This window comes from Acholeplasma laidlawii PG-8A (genome assembly GCF_000018785.1).
GTDB classification, from domain to species: domain Bacteria; phylum Bacillota_I; class Bacilli_A; order Acholeplasmatales; family Acholeplasmataceae; genus Acholeplasma; species Acholeplasma laidlawii.
Genome location: NC_010163.1, coordinates 432532 through 458063 on the forward strand (window position 1 = coordinate 432532; position 25532 = coordinate 458063).

At 31.2% G+C, this 25532-nt stretch carries 22 protein-coding genes and 1 pseudogene; 18 read left to right on the forward strand and 5 right to left on the reverse strand.

What is annotated here, in order from left to right; genetic code table 11:
* The first annotated feature begins 79 nt into the window (after positions 1-79).
* The 6 genes from ACL_RS02070 (at position 80) to ACL_RS02095 (ending at position 7131) form a co-directional block, all read left to right on the forward strand.
* Positions 80-1039, forward strand: a complete 960-nt coding sequence (locus ACL_RS02070; protein WP_012242365.1) for a carbohydrate kinase family protein — start codon at positions 80-82, stop codon at positions 1037-1039.
* 266 nt (positions 1040-1305) lie between these two features.
* Entirely contained in the window at positions 1306-2580 is a 1275-nt protein-coding gene (locus ACL_RS02075) for a Y-family DNA polymerase (protein WP_041633776.1), read from the forward strand.
* The gene (locus ACL_RS02080) at positions 2573-2902 is read left to right on the forward strand and encodes a YolD-like family protein (RefSeq protein ID WP_012242367.1); all 330 of its coding nucleotides are present in this window, start codon (positions 2573-2575) and stop codon (positions 2900-2902) included. Before ACL_RS02075 ends, ACL_RS02080 begins: the two co-directional genes overlap by 8 nt.
* A 190-nt stretch (positions 2903-3092) precedes the next feature.
* On the forward strand, positions 3093-3527 hold the full coding sequence (locus ACL_RS02085; RefSeq protein ID WP_041633777.1) for a MarR family winged helix-turn-helix transcriptional regulator: 435 nt from the start codon (positions 3093-3095) through the stop codon (positions 3525-3527).
* Positions 3524-5278 (forward strand): ABC transporter ATP-binding protein, encoded by a 1755-nt coding sequence (locus ACL_RS02090; RefSeq protein WP_041633779.1) that lies wholly within the window; start codon positions 3524-3526, stop codon positions 5276-5278. Before ACL_RS02085 ends, ACL_RS02090 begins: the two co-directional genes overlap by 4 nt.
* Positions 5278-7131 carry an ABC transporter ATP-binding protein gene (locus ACL_RS02095; protein ID WP_012242370.1) on the forward strand — a complete coding sequence of 618 codons (1854 nt, stop codon included), beginning with the start codon at positions 5278-5280 and terminating at the stop codon, positions 7129-7131. The genes ACL_RS02090 and ACL_RS02095 overlap by 1 nt, the downstream gene beginning before the upstream one ends.
* Before the next feature lie 18 nt (positions 7132-7149).
* Here ACL_RS02095 and ACL_RS02100 read toward each other — a convergent pair whose 3' ends face one another.
* The 5 genes from ACL_RS02100 to ACL_RS02120 all read right to left on the reverse strand — a co-directional run bounded on the left by ACL_RS02100 (position 7150) and on the right by ACL_RS02120 (position 11817).
* The gene (locus ACL_RS02100; RefSeq protein WP_041633782.1) at positions 7150-7848 is read right to left on the reverse strand and encodes a TVP38/TMEM64 family protein; all 699 of its coding nucleotides are present in this window, start codon (positions 7846-7848) and stop codon (positions 7150-7152) included.
* 123 nt (positions 7849-7971) lie between these two features.
* On the reverse strand, positions 7972-9192 hold the full coding sequence (locus tag ACL_RS02105; protein ID WP_012242372.1) for a trans-2-enoyl-CoA reductase family protein: 1221 nt from the start codon (positions 9190-9192) through the stop codon (positions 7972-7974).
* Between the two features lie 195 nt (positions 9193-9387).
* A complete protein-coding gene (locus ACL_RS02110; RefSeq protein WP_012242373.1) occupies positions 9388-9801 on the reverse strand; it encodes an Hsp20/alpha crystallin family protein in 414 nt (137 codons plus the stop codon).
* Between the two features lie 181 nt (positions 9802-9982).
* Positions 9983-11326, reverse strand: a complete 1344-nt coding sequence (locus ACL_RS02115; protein ID WP_012242374.1) for an FAD-binding oxidoreductase — start codon at positions 11324-11326, stop codon at positions 9983-9985.
* Positions 11327-11481: 155 nt separating this feature from the next.
* On the reverse strand, positions 11482-11817 hold the full coding sequence (locus ACL_RS02120; protein WP_041634633.1) for a zinc ribbon domain-containing protein YjdM: 336 nt from the start codon (positions 11815-11817) through the stop codon (positions 11482-11484).
* A 172-nt stretch (positions 11818-11989) separates the two neighbouring features.
* On the opposite strand from ACL_RS02120, the gene ACL_RS02125 reads away from it, so the two are divergent.
* From ACL_RS02125 to ACL_RS02180, 12 genes and pseudogenes are all read left to right on the forward strand, one after another.
* Positions 11990-12955, forward strand: coding sequence for a hypothetical protein (locus ACL_RS02125; protein ID WP_012242376.1), 966 nt, complete (start codon positions 11990-11992; stop codon positions 12953-12955).
* Between the two features lie 45 nt (positions 12956-13000).
* A complete protein-coding gene (locus tag ACL_RS02130; RefSeq protein WP_012242377.1) occupies positions 13001-13525 on the forward strand; it encodes an RNA polymerase sigma factor in 525 nt (174 codons plus the stop codon).
* Complete coding sequence (locus tag ACL_RS02135; RefSeq protein WP_041633784.1) at positions 13518-14642, forward strand: hypothetical protein; 1125 nt, start codon at positions 13518-13520, stop codon at positions 14640-14642. The genes ACL_RS02130 and ACL_RS02135 overlap by 8 nt, the downstream gene beginning before the upstream one ends.
* A gap of 88 nt (positions 14643-14730) precedes the next feature.
* Entirely contained in the window at positions 14731-15033 is a 303-nt protein-coding gene (locus tag ACL_RS02140) for a hypothetical protein (protein WP_012242379.1), read from the forward strand.
* Positions 15033-16889 carry a heavy metal translocating P-type ATPase gene (locus tag ACL_RS02145; RefSeq protein ID WP_012242380.1) on the forward strand — a complete coding sequence of 619 codons (1857 nt, stop codon included), beginning with the start codon at positions 15033-15035 and terminating at the stop codon, positions 16887-16889. The genes ACL_RS02140 and ACL_RS02145 overlap by 1 nt, the downstream gene beginning before the upstream one ends.
* A gap of 73 nt (positions 16890-16962) precedes the next feature.
* Positions 16963-17195: pseudogene (locus ACL_RS07580) on the forward strand (heavy-metal-associated domain-containing protein).
* Between the two features lie 96 nt (positions 17196-17291).
* Positions 17292-17738 (forward strand): PTS sugar transporter subunit IIA, encoded by a 447-nt coding sequence (locus ACL_RS02155; RefSeq protein WP_012242382.1) that lies wholly within the window; start codon positions 17292-17294, stop codon positions 17736-17738.
* 74 nt (positions 17739-17812) lie between these two features.
* A complete protein-coding gene (locus ACL_RS02160) occupies positions 17813-18322 on the forward strand; it encodes a hypothetical protein (protein WP_041633786.1) in 510 nt (169 codons plus the stop codon).
* A gap of 99 nt (positions 18323-18421) precedes the next feature.
* Positions 18422-20065 (forward strand): DEAD/DEAH box helicase, encoded by a 1644-nt coding sequence (locus tag ACL_RS02165; RefSeq protein WP_012242384.1) that lies wholly within the window; start codon positions 18422-18424, stop codon positions 20063-20065.
* Between the two features lie 210 nt (positions 20066-20275).
* Entirely contained in the window at positions 20276-21649 is a 1374-nt protein-coding gene (locus ACL_RS02170) for a Wadjet anti-phage system protein JetA family protein (RefSeq protein ID WP_041633789.1), read from the forward strand.
* Positions 21646-22284, forward strand: a complete 639-nt coding sequence (locus ACL_RS02175) for a DUF4194 domain-containing protein (RefSeq protein ID WP_041633790.1) — start codon at positions 21646-21648, stop codon at positions 22282-22284. The genes ACL_RS02170 and ACL_RS02175 overlap by 4 nt, the downstream gene beginning before the upstream one ends.
* Positions 22262-25528, forward strand: coding sequence for an ATP-binding protein (locus ACL_RS02180; protein WP_012242387.1), 3267 nt, complete (start codon positions 22262-22264; stop codon positions 25526-25528). Before ACL_RS02175 ends, ACL_RS02180 begins: the two co-directional genes overlap by 23 nt.
* Positions 25529-25532: the final 4 nt, after the last annotated feature.

Genomic DNA, 25532 nt, shown 5'->3' on the forward strand with positions numbered 1-25532 from the left:
TCGGATTGTATTTTTATTAGAAGCATTAAACATTTACCGGTTTAGTGATAAAATAGAAGTATATGGGGAGGTTATACTTATGAAAGTTATAACAATAGGTGAACTATTAATAGATTTCATACCTAAGGAAAAAGGTGTAAATCTAAAAGGAGTCCAAAACTTTATAAAACATGCAGGTGGAGCACCAGCAAATGTAGCAGCAGTGGTTGCTAAACTTGGTGGTGAGTCTATATTTTTAGGACAAGTTGGTCATGACAGTTTCGGTAGTTATTTGATTGATAAACTAAAATCATTTAATGTAGAAACTAAATATATTCACCAAACATCTAAAAGACCAACATCACTGGCGTTTGTGAGTTTAACAGATGTAGGTGATAGAGATTTTGTATTCTATAGAAATCCCGGTGCGGATGAATTATATGAAGCATCTATGGTGCCTAAAAAAGAATTTGACAGAAACATCCTACATTTTTGCTCTGTATCACTAACAGATAACCCAATTAAAGAAGCACACATCAAAGCGATTGAACTTACTAGAAAGCATAACGGATTAGTAAGCTTTGATCCAAATATTAGACTGGCGTTATGGCAAGACCATAAAAAAATGCTGGATGTCATTTATGAATTCTTACACTTAACAGATATCGTTAAAGTATCTAGTGATGAACTAAACTTTATGACAGGCTTTGATGATGAACAAGTAGCGATTAAATCCCTATTTGTTGGTCAAGTGAAAGTAGTCATCGTGACTAAAGGTAAAGAAGGTTCTAGACTATACTTTAAAGATATTGATGCAGTCATTAAACATCCTGGATTTACAATAAATAGTATTGATACCACAGGTGCAGGCGATGCATTTATGGGTGCCTTCCTATATCAACTCAGTAAAAACAATCTTATCTTAAATCAATATAACAGTTATGACATTTTAAAATTTGCAAATGCCTATGCAGCACTATCTACTACAAAACTAGGAGCAATGGAAAATATTCCTAGTCTTGAAGAAGTTGATGCAATGATTAATAACTACAAAGAATGATGTTTAATAGCCTTATAAGGCACTTATACGCCGATTATCAACCGTATTCACTATTCAAATAAGACCGCTTTCGCGGCCTAACTAAGGTTTCAAATGTATATAAATCATAGTATTTACATTATGTAAAATATGCTAATTACTACAAAATATCATCACCAAGCAGTTAACTGCTATGGTGATTTTTTGTATCTAAAATGATGTGTATTTTCAACTTGCTTTCATCAAATTGCTTGTATATAATGAAGAAACTAGGGAGGCGAAATAAAATGGAAGACCTTAAAATATACCAACTAAATAAAACAATTTTATGTATCGATCTTAAAAGTTTTTATGCATCAGTTGAATGTGTTTTAAGAGGACTCGATCCATTTAAAACACCACTAGTTGTTGCTGATAAATCTAGGGGCGGTGGCTCTATTGTACTTGCGGTGTCACCTTACTTAAAATCTTTAGGTGTACCTTCACGCTGCAGAATATTTGAACTACCTGAGGATTTAAACATCATTTATGCAAAACCTCAGATGCAAACATATCTAGAATATTCAGCATCAGTCATTGGCGTCTATCTAGATTTTATAAGTGAAGCTGATCTTTATGTATATTCTATTGATGAAGCATTTCTAGATTTAACAAGTTACCTAGCATATTATAAAAAGACAGATATAGAACTTGCAGAAGAAATACTAAATACCATTACATCTAAATTAGGTTTAACTGCAACGTGTGGTATTGGACCTAATATGATAATGTCTAAATTAAGTATGGATATTGAAGCTAAAAAGAACCCTAATAATATTGCTAAATGGAACTATGATGATATTAAAGATCACTTATGGCCAGTGACACCACTTTCTAAAATGTGGGGGATTGGTCATCGAATGGAATCCCATTTAAATAAGCTTGGATTATTTACGATAGGAGATATCGCAAACTATCCTAAAGAGAAGTTAAAACGTAGATTTGGTGTCTTAGGAGAAGAGTTATGGTATCACACCCATGGCATCGATCTAAGTGAAATTAAAGATAAATATAAACTTAGAACAAAACCTAAATCATTTGGTTCTGGTCAAGTGCTATTCAGAGATTATAGTGAAACGGAAATCATGACCATTATATTAGAGATGGTAGATGATGTAACGCGTAGACTTAGAATTGCTAAAAAGCGTGCCCAAACGATTAGTCTATCTATAGGCTATACTAAAAGTGTAGCCGGTGGTTTTTCTAGACAAGTAACGCTTGAACAACCCACATCATCTGAAGCTACCATATATCAAACATGTCAAGACTTATTTGATATGTATTATGAAGGGTATCCAATTCGTACAGTAGGTGTACACCTTTCTAAATTAACAGATAGTAAAGTATATCAATATTCATTATTTGAAGATGCACATCAGTTAGAAAAAGAATACCAACTCCATATGACAATGGATAAAATCAAACATAAATTTGGTAAAAATTCAGTTATTAGATTATCTTCTGAACAAGAACATGCAACTGCCAAACAAAGAAACAAACAAATAGGTGGCCATCATGTATAAGGATAGAGGCATTATTAAGTGGGCACCATTTGATGCATTAAATGGATTTCATGAAACAATTGAAGCCTATAAATATGAAAAAGGTAAAAAGGATAGACCAATACTTTTAGAAGATAAGTTAAATAAACTAGATGAACTACTTAAGGAAGCTATAGAAAACAGGTTAGATATTCAAATTTACTATTATTATGACGGCTATATTAAAAATATCTATGGTCATGTTAAAAAGCTAGATCGCAATTATAGATATATGATATTGGATAATGGCATTAGATTAGCCTTAGATGATATTGTAGATATCATACATCTACCTAAGGATTAATGATTTGATAAAAGTATAAAATGTGTAAACAGTTCACACATTTCGATTATGAAAAACGTCTTAACTGGGCAGTTTATGTTAAAAAATACACTGTGAAACGCTTACATAAAATGATTTGATAAACCGAGTTTACAAATCATTTTTTATGGCCTATAATAGTTAGGTACCTAACTAATAAGGAGTGATATCAGTGGAAAAACAACTCATAAAAGAATTGTTTATATTAACAAGTAAATTAAAAAGAATAATGGATAAAAAATATCTGGAAAATGATTTACATACTGGCCAAGCTAGAGTTTTAATGTATTTACATAGAAATCAGAGCGAGGTTGTATATCAAAAAGATATAGAAGCCTTTTTTCAAATCCGTGGTGGTACAGTCACGGGTATGATAGATACTTTACAAAATTATGAATATATTCAAAGAATAGATTCAGAGATTGATAAAAGAAAAAAACGTATTGTATTAACACCTAAAGGTGAAGAGGTCGCATTAAGTGCGGTTAAAACAACACAAGATATGGAAAATAATATCTATGAGTTATTAACAGGTCAAGAACTTTTAGTATTTCAAGGTGTTGTTGAAAAGATGAATAAATTTATAGATGAGGAGGAAGCAAATTGAGAAAGTTATTTAAATATTTTAATACCGTTAAAAAAGAGTTGTTTCTAATTCCTATTTTAATTATTGTTGAGGTTATATTTGAAATACTTATTCCTATATTTATGAGTAAGTTAATTGATGATGGGGTAAACGCGGTAGATAGTTTTGGTGTAGCTAGTCCTAATAAAGAAGTTATTCTTTATTACGGTGCACTCATGATTATTTCAGCAGTGATTGCTTTAGTATTTGGTGTTTTAGTTACTAAAACAGCAGCTAAGGTATCTACTGAGTTTGGTCATAATCTTCGTCAAGCACAGTTTGAAAAGATTCAAACTTATTCATTTGAAAACATAGACAACTTTAAAACATCTAGTTTAATTACTAGAATGACAATGGATGTCAATATGATTCAACAATCTTTAAATATGACATTAAGAGTGGCATTAAGAGCTCCTGCATTACTGATTTTTTCTATTGGTAGTATTGCAATATTTGCAGGTACTTTAGCAGCAATATTTGTCATTGTAGTACCTATTTTAGTGATTGGGTTTTACTTGATCTTAAGCAGAGCACATAAATACTTTATTAAGATGTTTACTAAAATTGACCATTTAAACCTTACAATTCAAGAAGATTTAATCGGTATACGTACTGTAAAGTCTTTTGTAAGAGAAGATTATGAAACAAATCGTTTTGATAGAGCTACAAAAGATGTAAGAGATATATCGGTTAAAGCTGAAAAAATCATTACATTTAATAGACCATTAATGCAATTTTCGATCGGACTAAGTTTCGTGCTTATTGGGTGGTTTGGTTCTCAAATGATGAGTATTGGTGACTTAACAGAAGGTCAGTTTGCTAATACAATTACATATGTAAACCAAGTATTATTTAGTTTACTCATGCTTAGTCAAATATTTTTAATGTTTGCGATGTCAAGAGCATCGATTGCTCGTATTAATGAAGTATTGGATGAAGAACCGTACTTAAAGGAAACTGAAAATCCAGTACATGACGTTCTAGATGGTTCATTTAGTTTTAATCAGGTAAGTTTTAAGTATGGACAAATGTCAGATAAATATGTTCTAAAAGATGTGAATTTAAAAGTAGAAAGTGGATCATATGTAGGTATTTTTGGATCGACTGGTACAGGTAAATCAACTCTTGTCCAATTGCTTGCTAGACTTTATGATACAACAAGTGGAGAAGTTCTAGTGGGTGGTAAAAACGTAAAAGACTATGGTTTAGAGGCATTAAGAAAAGAAGTTATTTTAGTACTTCAAAAAAATGTATTATTTAGTGGTACGGTTCGTGAAAACATCCAGTGGGGTAAAAAAGATGCCACTGATGAAGAAATCATTCAAGTGTTAAAACAAGCCCAAGCTTATGATTTTGTGATGGCAATGGAAAAAGGATTAGACACACATATTGAACAAGGTGGTGTCAACTTAAGTGGTGGACAACGCCAACGCTTAACGATTGCTAGAGCATTAATTGGAAGTCCTAAAATATTAATACTAGATGACTCTACATCTGCAGTAGATACTAAAACAGATGCATTAATTAGAGAAGCATTTAGAAAAGATATGCCACATATGACAAAAGTTGTCATCAGTCAAAGATTAAGTTCAATTGAAGATGCCAATCAAATTATATTAATGGATGAACAAGGTATCAATTCAATTGGTACACATGAAGAATTATATCAACATAATGCAATGTATAAGACGATATATGATGCACAAAGCAAATCAAAGGAGGTAGAAGAATAATGACAAAACAAGAAACTAAAATATTTAAAAAATCAACTACCTTTGTAAGATTGATGAAACTTGTCTATGTAAGAAATAAATTACCTTTAATTTTAGTACTAATCTTCATGGTGGTTTCAACAATCGCCAACGTTAGTGGATTAAATACCCTACAAAACGTGATGGATGAAGCACTTCGCATGTATGAAGTAGGTAGTACAGATTTTAGTGGTGTCATTAAGTTATTAGGTATGATGGTTTTATTCTATGTAATTAATATTTCATTTACCTTTGCACACTTAAGATTGATGGTACATGTAAGTCAAAACAGCTTAGTGCATTTAAGAACGAGTTTATTTGATCACATGATGGATTTACCACTTAAGTATTTTGACTCAAATAAACACGGTGATATCATGAGTAGATTCACTAATGACGTGGATGCAACACGTCAAATGGTATCTCAAAGTTTACCTCAGTTAACCGTATCCTTAATGTTGATGGTTGGTTACTTTATAGCGATGGTTGCTATTTCTTGGGTACTTGGATTATTTACTTTAGTGTTTGCTGTAATTTTAATTGGTATAACTAGAATCATTAGTAAAAGAACTAGAAAGTATTTTAATGCACAACAAAAAAATACTGGCTTATTAAACGGTTATATTGAAGAAATGATCGAAGGACAAAAAGTTGTTAAAGTATTTAGACATGAACAAGAAGCAATTGAAGGTTTTGGTCTCTTGAATGAAAAAGTAAAAGACTCAGCTAGAATTTCAATGACACGAAGTGGTATGCTCATACCAATATCCATTAATCTTGGTTTCTTAGGGTTTGCATTAACTGCAATCTTTGGAGGTATGCTTGTACTAAGCGGTTATTTATCTGTTTCTGGATTAGTCTTATATTTAATATTTACAAGACAATTTATGGGACCAGTCAACCAAATGAGTCAGCAATTAAACTTTGTTCAAATGGCACTTGCAGGTGCAAGCCGTGTATTTGAAGTGATGGATCTAGAAAAAGAAGTAGATGAAGGTCATGTAACTTTAACTTATGCTAAATATGAAAATAAAGAACTAATAGAATCTGATGAACCAACTGATATTTGGGCATGGAATAATAAGGGCACACTGATTAGATTAAAAGGTGATGTGAGGTTAGATCATGTAGACTTTGGATATAGTAGCGATAAATTAGTATTAAAAGATATATCTGTATTTGCTAAACCTGGACAAAAGATTGCATTTGTTGGTTCCACTGGTGCTGGTAAAACAACCATTACGAATCTAATTAACCGTTTTTATGAAATTAATAATGGAATAATTACATTTGATGGTATTGATATTAAAGATATTAAAAAGTCAGCACTTAGAAAGTCTTTAGGTATTGTTTTACAAGATACGCACCTTTTCCAAACAACAGTAAGAGAAAACATTAGATATGGTAAGTTAGATGCAACGGATGAAGATGTTATTGTTGCAGCTAAACTTGCTAATGCGCATGAATTTATCTTAAAACTTCCTAATGGCTATGATACTATTATCACAGATGATGGTGCAAACTTAAGCCAAGGACAACGTCAGTTATTGTCGATTGCACGTGCTGCAATCTCAAATCCACCGGTATTAATCTTAGATGAAGCAACTTCATCCATTGATACCTATACAGAAAAATTAATCCAAGATGGTATGGATAGATTAATGACAGGTAGAACAGTATTTGTCATTGCGCATAGACTATCTACCATTAAAAACTCAAAAGCTATCATCTTACTTGAAGATGGTAACATCATAGAACGTGGTAGTCATAATGAACTCATTGATTTAAAAGGAACTTATTATGAACTATTTACAGGTAGTTTTGAATTAGAGTAAAAAATAAGGAGAATATAATTATTCTCCTTTATTTTTACCTTTAAATCGCGCCAATATCTCATCCCAGTGACGTAAAATCTTTTGTCCAATATAAAATATAATGACATAGATTGCTATCCAAATAACCCAACCCCAAACCGTATCTAGTCGAATGAGGCTTGCACCGTATGCAGTTAAATATATAGGAATTGTTCTAGTAATAAGTAAAGTGATTGAAAAGAATCTAAATCGCATGGGTGTAATACCAGCGACCATACAAATAATGTCATCAGGAAACCCTGGAAGCAACATCGTTAAGAAAAAAACTACCTTTTCGCGACCTTTCATCATATCTAGGTACTTATCTAACTCTTTATCACCTAATATCCAGCGAAGTAGTTTCGTACCAAATATACGGCCTACATAAAAACTAATCACACTACCAATTAATACACCAATGATTGCAAGTGTTGCTCCTTCAAATGGACCATAAACGTAAGTACCTGCAAATATTGTAGGAATATTGGTTACGGGTATAATGGTTGTTTGAAGTAAGTTGATGAGTATATAGATGAATTTACCTAAATTACCATAACTTTCTATCTTTTCTTTAATAAAATCAGCATCTGTAAAATACTTATTGAGTCCAAGTAAAAAATAAAGTAGTATAAATACACCAACAATGGCTACAAGTATTATAGAAGTTATAAGTATTTTTTTCTTTGTATCTTTGTTCATCATAATCACCTAACTTATTATATCAAAATTTGAGTCTGATGGGTTTGTGCCACAATTAAAGAATAAAAAAACTCTAACTAGACCCAAAAATTAGGTCTAGATAGAGTTTTTAAACTATATAAATTAATCTGCTAGTAAATCAAGATACTTATCAGTTTTGTAGGTTGTTTGAAGTGCGTCTAAATCAATTTCTTGATCTGTATTTACACCTGGTACATTAAATCCGTTGATTTGGTAAAACTCATCTAAGAATAATTTAGTACCTTCTAAATCTAAGAATGATTGATCAATGTCTTTATGCATCAGTTCATTAATACGTTCTTGAAGTTTAGAATCCATTTCTAGATGGTCTAAACGGATTCGTCCGTTTTCATCTAGAATTCTGTTGTTGCCATAAATCATATCTTTAAATAATCTATGTTTATGTTCTAGTGTAGTTTCGTGTGTACCATTTTTAGTCATTTCATCAAATAGATAGGATACGTAAATTGGCATTTGAGGAATAAATACACTTGCTTTAGATACAATAGCTTTACTTGAAGAAATTAGTGCTTCACCATTATATTTAGCTTTTAATGAAGTGTTTAATCTGTCGGCAGTAGCTTCTAAATCTAGTTTAGCTTGACCAATTGTACCAGAGCGGTAAATTGCATCCGTATTTTTTCCACCAATATATGTGTAAGAAATAGTTTTAAAATCCTTTGCTAAAACACCAGCGTTATCTAAGTATGTTACCCAGTCACTCCAGTCTCCCCCACCCATAACAAACACAGTATCTTTTGTTTCTTGTTCTGTAGCTGGTTCAACAGTTAATGGTTCTACATGCATCGATTTAATATCAATGGTGCGTCCTACAGCTGGCTTACCTAAAGGTTTAATAGATGAACGAATTAGTTCGCCTGTTTCAACATTTTTACGTGCACCAGATGCTAGAGAATAAATGAGTAAATCAATTTGGCCAAATTCTTTTTGGATTTTTTCTAGAATAGCCTTTTTGGTTTCAGGGATAAATGCATCTGCATTAAAATCAAAATGTTTTTGATTTAGATCTTTTACTGCATCCTGGAAAAATAAGTTATTCCAGTAACCAGCAGAACCTGTTTTACTACCACGTGGTATACTTTCAAATGAAACGTTAATAGTATTTGCATCTGAAGCAAATGCTAAACTAATACGAGATGCTAGTCCGTAACCTGATGATCCTCCAATAATTAATACATTTTTAGGACCTTTATATTTAGGTAATTTTTTAACATCTTCAATATAGTTATTGACCATTTTTTGAACACCTAATGGATTTGAGTTTGTAAAGAAGTTACTACGTATAGACGGTTTAATAATCATGATTGTCTCCTTAATTTTGGTAAAATGTTTTGAATATCAAAACTATTTATATATTATACATGAAATTTATCTTTAGTGGTAGAAAGTAGTTGTTTATTCGTTATTGGTATTTTTAATAGGGTGTTAGAAATGTATAAAAAAAGAACCCAAGTACTGGGTTTTGGTAAACTGGAATTGCTTGGGTTCTTATCATGGTTATTTAAGTTCTAAATAACGTTTTTCAGGCTCTTTTTTGGTTTCTTTTGGAAGTTCGATATGTAACATACCGTTTTCAAAAGTACCATTGATTTCATCAAGATGTAGGTTACCTACATAATAACTACGTTTCATAGTACCTTCATATCTTTCTTTTCTGATGTATTTAGTAGCTTGATCTTTGGTTTCTGAATTCTTAGAAGTATGAGCTTCTATAGTTAAGTAACCATCCTCTAAGCTTACCTTTACATCCTCTTTTTTAAATCCAGGAAGTTCTACGGATAATGAGTAACCATTTTGTGTTTCTTTAATATCTGTTCTCATTAAGTTAGAAGTAGTCACCGGATTAAGCACATTGAAGTCTTCGAAGAAATCATCAAAGAAACTTCTATTCTTGTTCAATAAACTCAACATAGTTTTTACACTCCCTTTATTTTTATTTTTGAACTTGATGTATCTTTCCAAGTCCACATATAGTATATCAAATATTATTGGCACTGTCAAGTATAGAGTGCTAATTTTGTGATATTTTATCGATTGTATATAAAGAAAAGCTCAATCCTATTTAGATTGAGCCTCAATGATTATTAATGTATTAAAATACTTTTCCAGGATTTAATAAGTTTTTAGGATCAAGTGCTTTTTTAATTAATTTCATCACATGGATGTTCTCTTGGTTTGTCATTTTTAGGAAATGTTCTCTCTTGAAGTAACCAACACCGTGCTCTGCAGAAATTAAACCACCTAAACGATACACTTCTTTATAGAGATCATCTAAGAATGCATGACGTTTAGCTTGCCAAACGTCATCTGAAAGTGCATCTTTCATCATGATTGTATGGATATTACCATCACCAGAGTGACCGAAGTTTAACACTCTAATACCATGTTTTGTTTCTAACTCTTTAGTATAACGAATCATGTCAGCAAATTTATTAATAGGTACAACTTCGTCTAACATTTCAAAGTATGTAGCGTTCATAATACCGTAAAGAATAGAATCTCTCATTTGCCATGCTTCGGTAGCTTCTTTTTCATTTAAGAAAATTTGTTCTATAGCCTTTTTATCACCAATTTGGTGAATTAGGTCTAATGAATTATTGATGTTTGTTAATTCATTTCCATCAACAGTTAATAAGATGTACGCTTCACCTGTTTGTGAGATGAATTTTTTATTTAAGAAGGATTCACTAAATTTGATGGATTCGCGGTCAAATAACTCAAGTGCAGCTGGTAAGATACCAGTTTTTAAAATCTCAATTACTGTATCTGTTGCTGTAAATGGATCATTAAATGCTAATACCATTGATTTATTGAATTTAGGTTTTGGTACAAGTTTTAATGAAACTTGAGTTGTAATCCCTAAAGTACCTTCAGAACCGATAAATAAATCTAGTAAATCATAACCTGAAGCATCTTTAATTGTTTTACCACCAAGTGCTAATTTAGTGCCATCTGCTAAGACAACATGCATGCCACGAACGTTTTCTCTTGTAGCGCCATATTTAATTGCACGCATACCACCAGCATTGGTAGATACGTTACCACCAATAGAAGACATTTTAGAGGCAGGGTCTGGTGCATACATTAAACCATGCTCATCAGCTATCTTTTGAACATTTTCTAGTGTGATACCAGGTTCTACAGTTAAGGTCATCGTTTCTAAATCAACTTCAACGACTTTATTCATTAAACTAACGTCGATGATTAATTCGCCACCAACTACCGGTATTTGAGAACCAGCAGCACCTGTATTTGCACCACGTGCAATAATTGGCATATTTTGAGCATTTGCAAATTGAACTGCTTTAATAACTTCATCTTCGTTTATAGGTTTTACAACACCATAAACTTTGTTCGCACCAAAAGGGTTTTGGTATACATCAGGTACATCAGTACCGATAAACACTCTACTTGAATCTTGGATTATGTTTTTCATGTGAACTCCTTATATATTTTATATATAATTAATTATAATGAATACGCTTACTTTATTCAATTTTGAGGACTTGGATACGTAAAATATTCAAGTTATGAAAAATACTTTTAACTTATCGTAAATAAACCATAGTTAACATAAAAAAAACAAACTTGTTAGTTTGCTTTTTTAACAAAGTCTGATTTTAATTTCATTTGACCAAAATCTTTAATTTTACAGTCGATATCATGGCCATCTTTTGCATCTTCAATTAACCTAATACCTGTAACTTTTGTACCTTGCTTAATCACACTCGAAGAACCTTTTACTTTAAGATCTTTAATGACGATAACATCATCACCATCTACTAATATATTATTATTGGCATCTTTGACAGTGAACTTATTTTCACTTTCAAGTTGAGCAGGATCCCAACTATACTGACAAGCAGAACAAACCATCATGCCGTTATCTTCATATGTATATTCAAATCCACAACTTGGACAACTCATATAAACTACACCTACCTTATAATCATTATGTTCATTCATTATACCATAATCAATTTCGGACCCCAAATGTGGGTAAATTTGAGGATTACGCATTAAAAATATTTTATTTTTATTTTTTACCAATAAAACACACCATGTCTTTCGTATATATGGTGAAAGGTAGGAATTACACATGAAAAAAACATTTAGTATTGCATTATTAATGATTACAGCCTTAACATTAGTAGGTTGTAAATCTGAAAACTCAAACATACTTGAGTTTAAAAATAAAGAAAGCGTGATGGCATTTCAACTAAGTTCATCTGTTGATGTCATAGAACAAGAAACACCAGAAACAACTACAACAAATGAAGAAACTGTTGAAGTTGTAACAGAAGAACAAGTAGAAGCTGTAGAAGAGATTAGCCCATATGTGGTCATGTTTGAAAATATGTTAGCTTCAAAAAACGGGTTTAGCCATGAAACTAAACCATCAGATTTAGAAGGTTATACACATATGCAAGTCGTAACTATTCCAGACTTCGAAGGTCAATCTAATACTTATGTTATGTATTATAATATAACTAGCAATTTAGAAGATGACAATGACGATATGGATGATGATCATGATGAAGACGATGATGACGATGATGACGATGATGATGACAAACATGTAAGTATTAACGACATGGAAGAGGAATTTACATTTGAAGGTATCATCCAATACAAAGATCTAACCTATACTGTCTATGGTAAACAAGAACTAGAATCCGATGAAATGGAATTAGAATTTACAACAAAAATAGATGAAAATAACTATGTTGTTGTAAAATATGAAGTTGAATCTGCAGAAATTGAATTCCAATATGAAGTGTACCGTGAAGGTAGTAAAATTTCTGAATTTAAAGTAGAATTTGAAACTGAAGATGATGAAACAAAAATAGAATTAGAATATGCATCTGATAATCAATTTGGTAAATATGAATTTGAATTAGAAGAAAAAGACGGTAAAACAGTCTTAAAAGTAGAATTTGAAACAGAACTTGATGGCGTTTTTACAAAAGGTAAAGCATATTACAATGTAACTTATGATGAAAATAATCAAGCACATTATGAAATCATATTTACAAAACAAAGTGATCAAAGTCTAGAAGACTAAGTATAAACATGGTATCATCGTATATAGATAAAGAAGGGCATTTTTATGAAACTTGATCAAGACGCAATCGATAAACTAAAAAATGGCGATGATACAACATTTGAAAAACTATACCATGACACCAAACGCGGTGTCTATGGTATCGTCTTTTCTATTTTAAGAGATCACGATAAAACCGCTGATGTACTTCAAGATGTCTATATGAAGGTGTTAATCAAAATTAACCAGTATAAAGTAGGCACAAACTTTAATAGTTGGATTATGCAAATAGCGAAAAATTATGCAATTGATATTTATAGGCAAGAAAAGAAACATACCCATATAGAAGATGAAGTTCTAGAACAGGTAGTATCAGAAGATAGGGATTTACCTGATGAAAAATCAAAAATACTTATGATGCTTGATAACTTAACTGAAGATGAGCGGATAGTGATTATATTAAAGGTGTTAGATGATTTAACACATAAAGAAATTTCTAAAATTATCGATAAACCAATTGGCACAGTACTCTGGCTATACCAAAAAGGTTTAGATAAATTAAAAGATTATTATGGTGAATATGATGCGTAAAAAAGATATGTTAAACTCAATTAAATCAGATATAGAATCTCATATTCCAAAAGATGCACCTAAAATGGATTATGCACTTATAAGTGCATTAAGAGCTGAGGAAGATTTAGGACAAGAAAGCCTTCCTAAGCGTTTTAGAATGCCTATATTTAATTTAAAAATGGTCATGAGTGTTTTACTTATATCCATTATTGCTGTAGGTATTTGGGTACTTAATACACCTAAAGGCATAAGTGAAGTAGAACTACCGTCTGGTAAGGACATTCTAGAACAAGAAATGAATGTATTACCATTATCATTTTTATCTAATGCTTCACTTTTACCATCTGCAAAAGATCGAAATATCAACCAAAATCTATCCTTAAATCTAAACACAAACCTTACTGATGTTTCCCCGATGGATGATTTAAAACCATTCTTAAGTCTTGTAGAATCTATTTTAAATGGTAAGACTAAACCTGTTGTAGAGGTTAAAGTTTCCACCAATCCAGAATATGAAACCTATGTAGTTGTTCAAACATCAGATTTACTTGGTATGGGTTTTAGTTATGAATTATATTACAATGTAAAATCATTTGATAAAAAAGATGATAACACTACTTTTAGTATTGAAGGTATCATGATTAAAGATGGTTTAAACTATACCATGTATGGTAAAAAAGAAGTAGAGTCTGATGAAGAGACCATCACAATCAGAAGTTATCTTGATGATGTAACTTATATTGAAACAATCTATGAAACAGATACAGAAGAATCTGAGTATACCATTAAGCATGTAAAAAACAATCAAACTATTTATGAATCTGTCCTTCAAATTGAAAGTGATGAAGAAGAGTTTGAAATTGAATTAGAAATATATACAGCTTCTACAAAATCTGTTTATAAAATGAGTTATGAACTAGATGAAGATGAACCTGTAATTGAAATAGAGTTTGAAATAGAAGAACTTATAACTGGAAATAAAAAATCTGGTGAAATGTCTATATACATACGTATAGACGATGTCACCAACATGAGTCATTATGAGGTCTTTATTACGACAGAAGATGAAAGTTATGAAGAAACATATGATAGAGATGATCATGAAGATGATGACGAAGATGACTTAAGTATTTAATTAAAGATGAAAACTTGATTTAGGTCAAGTTTTTATTTTTATGTTCATACTATAATAAGGGTGTAGAATAAGAAAAGAGGTATGAACAATGAAAGAAAATAGTTTTAAGTTAGCTAGAAATACATATATGGATAAATTAAAAATGTATGTACCAATTGTTGATCGTGTACATGGTAAACTACATCCTGAGTTTCATGATGTAAGACGCGTATTTGATGTACTTGATGATAAACTTAATCAAAGTAATTTAGACTTAAAAAATGAGTTTGAAGCGTTAAAAGTAATCACTAATCATTATAAAGTACCACATGATGTATGTGAAAGTTATGAAGCCGTTTACCAAATGCTAGAAGAACTTAATAAGGCATATGATGAAAGTGCGGTGGTCTGATGGTCTCATTTATACATAAACAAAGGATGAAAATCATGATACTTTCATTCTTATTGATTGTATCAGGGTTTATAGCACATTATGTTTTCGATCAAAAACTGATATTTGATGTAACATTTATCATTGCATCTGTTATAGGTGTATTACCGATTGCAATATCTGCCTTTCAAGCATTAAAAGTGAAAGTTATTAGTATTGATTTACTTGTTACAATTGCAGTTGTTGGTGCATTTATTATTAAGGCATATGAAGAGTCTGCAATTGTTACATTCCTATTTTTATTTGGTGCTTATTTAGAACAAAGAACACTTAATAAGACAAGATCAGCGATTAAGGCACTAACTGAAATGGCACCTGAAACTGCACTTAAAAAGATGGATGATGGTGAGTTTTTAGAAGTTGGTATTGATGATGTAGAAGTAACTGATATTTTATTAGTTAAAACGGGTGCTAAGGTGCCTGTGGATGGTATTGTTTTAAGTGGTAGTGCCTATATTAATGAAGCAAGTATTACAGGTGAAGCAGTATCTGTTAAAAAAGTTGTCGACTCCAAAGTATTTGCAGGTACGATTTTAGATAATGGAACAATAGAAATCATTGCACAAAAAGTAGGAGAAGATACTACGTTTGGTAAAATCATAGAACTTGTTGAAGAAGCACAAGATTCGAAGTCTGAGGCTGAAAAGTTTATTGATAGGTTTGCTACATGGTATACGCCGTTTGTTTTAGTACTTGCGCTTATTGTTTGGGTGATTACACAAGATGTAGCATTAGCTATTACAATACTCGTACTAGGTTGCCCGGGTGCGCTTGTGATTGGTGTACCAGTATCTAATGTTGCAGGTATTGGAAATGGTGCAAGACATGGTGTGTTACTAAAGGGTAGCGAAGTGATTGGTAACTTTAGTAAGGTGGATACCATCGTTTTTGATAAAACAGGAACACTTACAATTGGACACCCTGTACTAAGATATGAGGCTTATTATGAATTGGATAAAAAAGATATCATACCTTATATTTACAGTGTAGAAAAACAATCAGATCATCCGCTTGCAAAGGCTATTACCAATCATTTGAAAGATGCCAAAACACTACCTATAGACCACACAGATGTTATCAAAGGTGGTGGGATTGTTGCAAGTATTCATGAAAGAAAAGTATTTATTGGAAATACAGTACTTATGAAAGATAATGGTATAGAAATAAAGTCAGATATCATGGATGAAATTAGTAGATTAGAACATGAAGGACACTCCATAGTGCTTACGGCTATAGATGAAAAGTTAGTAAGTTTAATGGGTATTCGTGATGAAGTAAGACCGAATCTTAAAAAGGATTTAAAACATATCAAAAAAATGGGTGTTAAAAACTTAATCGTATTATCTGGTGATAATCAAGGTAGTGTTGATATCGTAGCTAAAGAGTTAGGACTTACAAAAGCAATTGGCAACATGTTACCAGAAGATAAAGCAAACTACATTAAGGAACTAATGAATGAAGGTCATATCATCGCCTTTGTAGGGGATGGTGTGAATGATAGTCCATCGATTGCACTTGCACATATTGGTATAGCAATGGGTGGTGGAACCGATGTTGCGATTGAAACATCAGATGTTGTATTAATGAATGATAACATCAATAAATTACCACATGCTTTAGGGTTAGCAAAAGCAACTAAACATAATATGATCCAAAATATATTAATTGCAATAGGCGTTGTAGTCGTATTATTAGTAAGTTTATTTTGGGGTGAATGGGTGAATATGAGTATTGGTATGTTAGTTCATGAAGCAAGTATATTAGTAGTCATTTTAAATGCCATGAGACTTTTAAGATTTAAAACAAAGATTAATTGATTTAAATCAAGGTTTATTAAAATACTTGAGTATATAATAGAAGTATAAAATAAAAATAAAGGAAGTAATAATAATGAAAAAAACTACAATTCAATTAGAAACATTAACTTGTCCGTCTTGTCTACAAAAAATAAATAATGCAGTAAAAGGCTTAGATGGTGTTAATAAAGATAGTGTCAATGTCATGTTAATTCAAGTAAAGTTAAATTAGAATTTGATGACTCAAAACTAGATATTGATAAAATTGACCAAGCAATTAAGTCTCAAGGATATGAAGTAATCAAATCTAATACAAAAGATATCTAAGTAAAAAATGAAACCGATTTGTTAACATGAATCATTTGACTTCAAATCTATAATCATATATAATCACTTAGGCTAAACGAGTAAAGGAAATAATATATGAACTTATTTGAAATTGATCATATCCATTTAGATTTAGAAGTATCCAGTAAAGATGAACTCTTTGACTTTATTGCTAATGCACTTAAAGCATTAGGGCGTATTACTGAAAGTGCTGATTTTAAAAAAGCGCTAGAAAAACGTGAAAGCGAAATTTCGACAGGTCTTGGTGAAGGTCTAGGTATGCCACATACTTTAGATACATCTGTGATGTTTCCAACGATGCTATATATTCGCTTAAAAAACGAAATAGACTATCAAGCAATCGATGGTTTACCAGTAAAGGAAATATACGCAATTGCAATGCCAAACAGCTATCAAAAAGAGCATTTAGAGTTGATTAGCAAGATTGCTACTATCTATATAGATGAAACATCAAAACAAGAAATTAGAGCACTAGATACAAAAGAAAGTATTCATAGTTTCATCTCTAAAAACTTAAAATAACACAAAGTCCGCATAAATTATCGTTTATGCGGTTTTATTTTTTATGGCATGTTAAAATAATTTTAGGTGATGACATGAGAGTTGAAATTTGGTTTGACTTCAATCAAGAGAGTTTAGAAGTCATAAATAATTTAAATAATGCCTTTGAGCGCTTTAAACATTCTAAAGATGTGGATATCTTATTTAGATCTTTACCGCAAAAAGAAGAGCACTTTAAATACCATGAAATATTTCAGTATGGGAGAAAAAAAGGATTAAAACACAGTTATTTATGTACTGTTTTTGATTTATTTAAAAGTAAAACTGATTTGACAACTGGTTTAGAAAGCCGTTTATCACCATATCATGTAGATATTAAAGATTTACAAACAAATTTAAAAGATCATAAGAGTTTAAGAATTGTTAAAAATCAATTAGAACATGCAGCACTTCAAAAAATCGATACTGCTCCAACACTTACCTTTACCCATGGGTTTAGATTAGTGGGCGTTAGTTCTATTTCTGATATTGAACAAACCTTAATTAAGATGTATGAAAAGGACTCTGGAATTAAATACTGTATAGAAGAAGATTGTGAAAGATGATGTGAAAATCATCTTTTTTTGTAAATATGCATAAAAATGAGTGGCATCATGGTATACTTGATAAGGTTCAAAAAACGAAAAAGAAATAAGGGATACTAAATGGCAATTTTATTTAACGATTTACCAATATTAGATACAACAAAAGTAGCATTAGAAAAATTAGGTTTTACTGAAGCTACACCAATACAGGAACAAGCAATTCCAAAGATGATTTTAGGTTTAGACTTAATCGGTCAAGCTCAAACAGGAACAGGAAAGACATTTGCTTTTGGCATACCGATGGTCGAAAAAACTGATACATCCTTAAGACAAACTCAAGGTTTAATTTTAACTCCAACTAGAGAATTAACAAATCAAGTGTACAAAGAGATTATTAAATTAGTGAAGTTTTACCCAGAATTAAGAGTTACAACCATCGTTGGTGGTGAGTCCTATGAAAAACAATTCAAGGAACTAGACAGAAAACCACATATCATTGTTGCAACACCAGGACGTATTATTGATCATATCGATCGAGGTACAGTGGATTTATCACACATTACAACACTTACATTAGATGAAGCTGATGAAATGTTAAAAATGGGTTTCCAAGATGATATCGAACGCATTCTACAAACAACACCAGAAACACGTCAAACTGTATTATTTTCTGCAACAATGCCAGCATTTATTAAAAAGATAGCTAAAAACTATCAAAAAAATCCTGAGCTTATTAAAATTGAAGCAAAAAGTTTAACAGTTGATCGTATTACTCAAGCTTACTTCTTAGTTAAAGAAAAAGAAAAACAAAGTTTATTAGAACGTCTATTAGATTTTGAAAATCCATCAACTGCAATTATTTTTGTGAATACAAAAGCAGGTGCGGATAGAATTACTGAAAGTTTACAAAAAGCAGGATTTACTGCGGATGCACTTCATGGTGACTTAAAACAATCACAACGTACATACGTTATGAATCGTTTTAGAAGTAAACAACTATCTATCTTAGTAGCAACAGACGTTGCAGCTAGAGGGTTAGACGTTGATGATGTTGAAATTATTGTAAACTATGATTTACCTCAACAAGATGAAATCTATGTTCACCGTATTGGCCGTACAGGTCGTGCTGGTAAAAAAGGTAAAGCATTCACATTTGTTACACCACTTAAACGTCGTATGTTAGATATGTTAGCTCACTACACTAAAGCAGATATTAAACGCTTAGAAGTGCCAACAGCTGATGATGTTTACAAAGAACAACTTAAAACATTTAAACATAAAATTAAAACTGAACTAGCAAATGAATATCCAAACCATTTAGAAGCTATTAAAGAATTATTAGTGGATGAAGGTTCTAAGGATCAACTATTAAATTACTTACTAGACAGCATGCTGCCTACTAAAAAAACTTACGAAACAATTGAAATCATTCCTGAAAAAGCATCAAGAAGAAGTCAAGATGAAAGAGGAAATGACAAAGGTAGAAAAGATTCAAGATCATCAAGAGATGCTTCACCAGCTCGTGGCAGTGGCCAATATGTTGACTTCACTCTAAATATCGGTAAAGCAGATGGACTAACACCTCCGACACTATTTAAATTCATGGAAAAAGAATATGGTATCTTCTCTAAAAATATTGGCGATATTAGACACCATAAAAACGAAACAGTTTTCGGACTTAGAAAAGATTCTGTAAGACGTCTTAATGCAAAAAAAGAAGTGAATTATAAAGGTAGAAAAGTAGTTATCAAAACATTAAACTAAATAGCACATTCGTGCTATTTTTTTTGTTATACATATATCAGATGTGATTACCGAGGTATAAAAGACTGTTCATAATCAGGCCTTCTTTTAATGGATAATTAAATATTATAAGTACTTAGTAGTTATTATCACGAATTTATCATCAATTTAGTGAAATAATCATCAAAAAATGATACAATAAGTAAGAAAAGGCAATAGGAGGATTTAGTCTTGCATCTATTTGATAATATCCCTGATACACTATTTAATGTCTTATCTTCTCCAAACAAACATATATACGTAGACTGTCTGTTTATCATATATGATGCCACCAACTCAATTGAAAATGCGTTTCAAGGTGAACGAGGCTATGTGATTGATAAGTTAGTTGACTATTTTGATGAACTTAAAGAAGATTTTCAGATGGGGGATAGTGAAGTCACTACTTCACGTCAAAAGTCTGTTTCTGTCATTAATGTATTAAAGCAAAATGGTTGGTTAGGTGAAGAAGAACTAGGGGATTATAAAACATCTTTAAATTTATTCGATTACTCCATCAAAATTATTGATTTACTTAAAAGAATTCAAATGGGTGAAGAAAACGAGTATACCGGTGAAATTTACACCGTGTACTCTCTTTTGTCATCTTTTGATATTTTAGATGGTTTAACTATTGTAGAACAAGCATATCAAAAGATTGAAGATGTCTTAAGGAAACTTAAAACTTTAAAAGCAAACATTTACCGTTTTTACTTTGATTTAGTTAAAAAGGATAGAAAAGATGATTTACAAAAAGTTTTAGAAAAACTACTTATAGACTATAAAACAAACTTCTTTGATAGTGCATATTATCATTTAAAAACGACAGATTCACTACCGAGATATAAACGTAGTATTTTAGAAAATATATCCTATATTTACCAAAATGAAGGTTTTATGGAAACTATGGCAGAACAAGCACTAACAAAAAGAAAAGCACTTCAATATAATGATGCATATAACTATGTTGAAGAACGTATTCGCTATATAAAAGATTCTATTGATGCCATTGAGTATTTAATTGAAGGTATTGATAATAAAAATGAATTATACATTAATGCTGCAGCATCTAAGATTATGTTTTTAACTAACACATCAGAGGACTTAGAAGGCTTAATGAATCGTTTATTTAAGATTATATTAAGCGATAAAAAGGTAGATTATAGTCAAATATTTAACCTTTTTAGAGCTAGAAACTTAGATGAAAACTCGCTTCAGACAGTTAGAAGGCCAAGAGTGGATGCTGTTGCAGAGGAAATTGACTATAACCAAGATATCTCTGATGAGGTTAAGGAACGTAAGATGGCAAGCCTACTTAAGGCAAACTTATTTTCTAAAAAAGAAATTAACAACTATGTCACTTACTTACTAGGCGATGCACCAAGAATATTAGCAAGTCATATTGAATTAGAATCAAACGATGATTTTGTTAAACTGATCTTAATCTTCTTATTTAGTAAATCAACAGGTATGGTTTACGATGTTAGATTATTAAATTATGATACGAGAATTGGACATATTAAATTTACTGATTTTGAAATCTTTGTTAAAGGAAAAAGCTTATGATGAACAAAAACCAAGCAATTAAAAAACTAAGTGAAGAGTTTGTAGTCTTAAAAGAAGCAGAAAAAACTGTTTTTTCTAGAATTGTAAACAAATTACTTCAAGTGAACTTCATCACCAGAAAAAAGATTGCTGATGCAAATGATTACCGTTTTGTATTAGCATATAAGGAAATATTTGAAGCCTATTTTTGTTTATCAGATTTTGAACTTATTATTGAGCGACATGAAGAAGTCTTATATATCAAAAATATATCAAACTTTAATCACTTAAGACTTAGAAAAGCTGAAAGTATTTTATTACTAATTATTAGAATGTTATATCAATCGAAGATGAATGTCATTACTTTGGATGAAAACGTTGAAATATACTTAAGTGAGGTTCATGATGAACTCACTAAAGTAGGTTACCTAGATAACAAACGTATGACTAAAGAAACATTAAAACCTAGTCTTCAATTACTTAAGAGCTATAACATCATTGATTATATGGATAGTAAATTAAATGATGATGCAAGAATTAAGATATATCCAACGATTTTATATGTCATTAGAACAGACAGCATCAAAGAATTATTAGATCACATAGACGACTATGTTAAAGGGGGTAATGTAAATGAAGAAGTTGACGAAGATTAAACTGATTAATTGGCATTTGTTTACAGACCAAACCATTAAAATAGATGGTAATACATTAATCTCTGGTGAAAACGGTGCTGGTAAATCAACATTACTTGACGCCTTACAATATTTATTAGTCGGTGGAAAATCCGGTGCTAAATTTAATATTGCAGCAACTGATGATGCCAAACGTACCCTTGAGGGTTACGTTCGTGGTCGTATTGGTGCTGAAAATAAAGAATTTATCCGTTCAGGGGATGTTATCACTCATGTTGCATTAGAGTTTTATGATGAACAAAGTGATGAATTTGGTATTATTGGTGCAGTCTTAGAGTTACCTAAAATGGGTAACTTAAAAGAAAGATTTTACTTACTAGAAAACTTAAATCTTCATGATGGTATTTTTATGGATAAAAATACGCCAAGAGATTACCGCTCCATGAAAGCATATTTAAAAACATTATCGATTGATTTTATACCGTTTGATTCACAACGTCAATACCGTGATGCACTTGCTAAATACTTTGGTATTGATGCTAAAAAATACTCAAAAATATTACCTAAAGCACTGGCTTTTAGACCGATTGATTTACAATCATTTGTTTTTGAATTCTTATTAGACGATGAACCCATTGATATTCAAAGTCTAAAAAATAATGTGACACAACTTAAACGAGTTGAAGGTCAAATTCGCTTAGACAAGGAAAAATTAGAAAAATTAGAAAAAATTATTACTTTGGGTGAGTCTCTTAATCAAAACCTAGATCAAATTACAACCAATGAGTTAATTGATCAAATGGCATTTATTGAAAAAAGAGAAACCTTTTTAAATCATTCTGAAAATTTACTGGATAAAGTGAATGCTAAATATGAAGTACTAAAACGTCAAAAAGATGATTTAGATAGACAAATAACATCGAATGATGAAACGATTTTAGAACTTGAGACATCACGTCAAAATGATGATATCACTCGTACCCTTTCAAACCTAAAAGAACAACTGCATGCTAAGGGAAACCAGTATAATGAACAAAAAGTGATTGTCAGTGATTTAAAAGCAACTCTAAATAGAGAACTTGATTTATATAGAGACTTTGTGAATTTAAATCCAAATACACATATCTCAGCATTCCTAAAATATTATTCTGGTCACGAGGAAAATTCAAATATTTTAGAATTAAGCAGTTACATTGAAGGTGCACAATCTGCAGCAAGTGGTTATTTAAATGCTTTAAGTGTAGAAAAATCTGAACTTGAAAAAGAAAGAAATAATATCTTAAATGAATTAAGGATTGCTGAAAACAGATTAAATGCACTAAAAAGAAATGTCAAAACATATCCTAGAAATGTCCAATCCTTAATGGATGCTATTAATACAGAACTATCAAATTATTATAAAAAAGATGTACGTGTGCGTGCTTTTTCAGATCTAATTGAAGTTAAGGATGAAGCATGGCGTGATGCATTAGAGGGTTACCTAAATACAAGACGTTTTGACTTGATTATTGATCCACTATACTTTAATGATGCACTTGAAGTCTATGACCGTGTTAAAAATGAATTATCTATTTACGGTGTAGGGTTAGTCAATACTGCTAAAATCGGTGAATATACAACATGCTTACCAAATTCACTTGCTGCTAAAGTAACAACAGATCATCCTTATGCTAGAAACTATGTCAACATGACCATGGGGTATGTTGTCACAGTTGATAATTTAAGTGATTTAAAAAATCATCAAAGATCAATTACTAAGTCTGCAATGACTTATGCTAACCACACAGCAAGACAAATCAATCCAAGTCAATATCAAGTACCTTACATTGGTAATTCATCGACACAACTTCAAGTAGAAATGGATACTAAGTTAGTAGGTGAACTGACAAGTGATCTTAAACGTGTATCCAATTTACTTGAGAAAAACCAAATGTCACTCAGATTATTACAACAATCTAAATTAGGACATATTGTATCTTCTAATCAAATTAGATACTTTGATAATATTAAACAAACAAGAAAAGAATACATTGAACTAGAACAAAAAGTAGCGAATTTATCAAGTAATCCTAAGATTGCTGAATTAGAGTCACAACTTGATGAAGAGCGTAACAAGAAACGTCAACTACGTCTAGATTTTGAAAAGTTAGCTGATCAAATGGCTGATTTACGTAGTGAAAAAACACGTATTCTTGAACAAATTGAAGAATCACGAGATGCATTATCCAATTATTTAAAGGAACAAAAAGAGTGGAATCAAAAATATCCAACACTTTTACCGATAGCTTATAACCAGTTTAACGCATTAAAAGTGAGATATCAGTCAAATTATGACTTGATTTCTAGAGATTTAGCACAATCTACAATTCAAATTAAATCTCAAAATGCACGTGCAGAAGCTGATGTTGTAAACTTAATGCGTGCATATATTATAAACTATCACTTTGGTGCTGCACCAGATCTATCAGAGCTCATTGAATTTGAAAAAGAGTATGTCTTGATTAAAGACAATAATTTAATGAAGTATGAACAAGAAGCAATTGACTTAAGAAAAGCTTCTGAAACCGGATTTAGAGAAGAATTTGTAGGTAAACTAAGAGCATCAATTGAATCCGCTCAAATTCAAATTGCAGAACTTAACCAGGCCTTAACTGGAAAGCACTTTGGTACAGATAGTTATGAGCTTGTTACAAAACCATCAGAGAATCCAGAGTTTAGAACATACTATGATATCATTATGGACTCTGATGCGGTAGCTAAACATACCTTATTTACAGAAAACCTATCTAAACGTAAAGAAATTATATTAATGGAGTTATTTAATAAGATTGCTTCATTTGATCCTGAAAATGATAAGTTTGCATTACAATTTTTAGATTACCGCTATTACATGAGTTATGATATTGAAGTCACAAACGAAAATGGTAACAAATCATACTTTAGTAAGGTAAGTAAAGAAAAATCTGGTGGTGAGACTCAGGTACCATTCTATATTGTTATTGCAGCAAGTTTCCAACAACTATTAAGTAAAAATAAACGTATTGATGCGGGTTGTATGGTATTATTTGACGAAGCATTTAACAACATGGATGAGTCTAGAATTGATGCGATGATGAAGTTCTATAACTCATTAAGTATTCAATTATTTATCGCAGTGCCACCTCAAAGGGTAAGTAACATTGTAAACTATGTGACAACATCACTAGCGATAGTTAAAGATAACGATTTTGCAATTGTAGAGGCATTCAAAAGAGAGGTTATTTAACCCT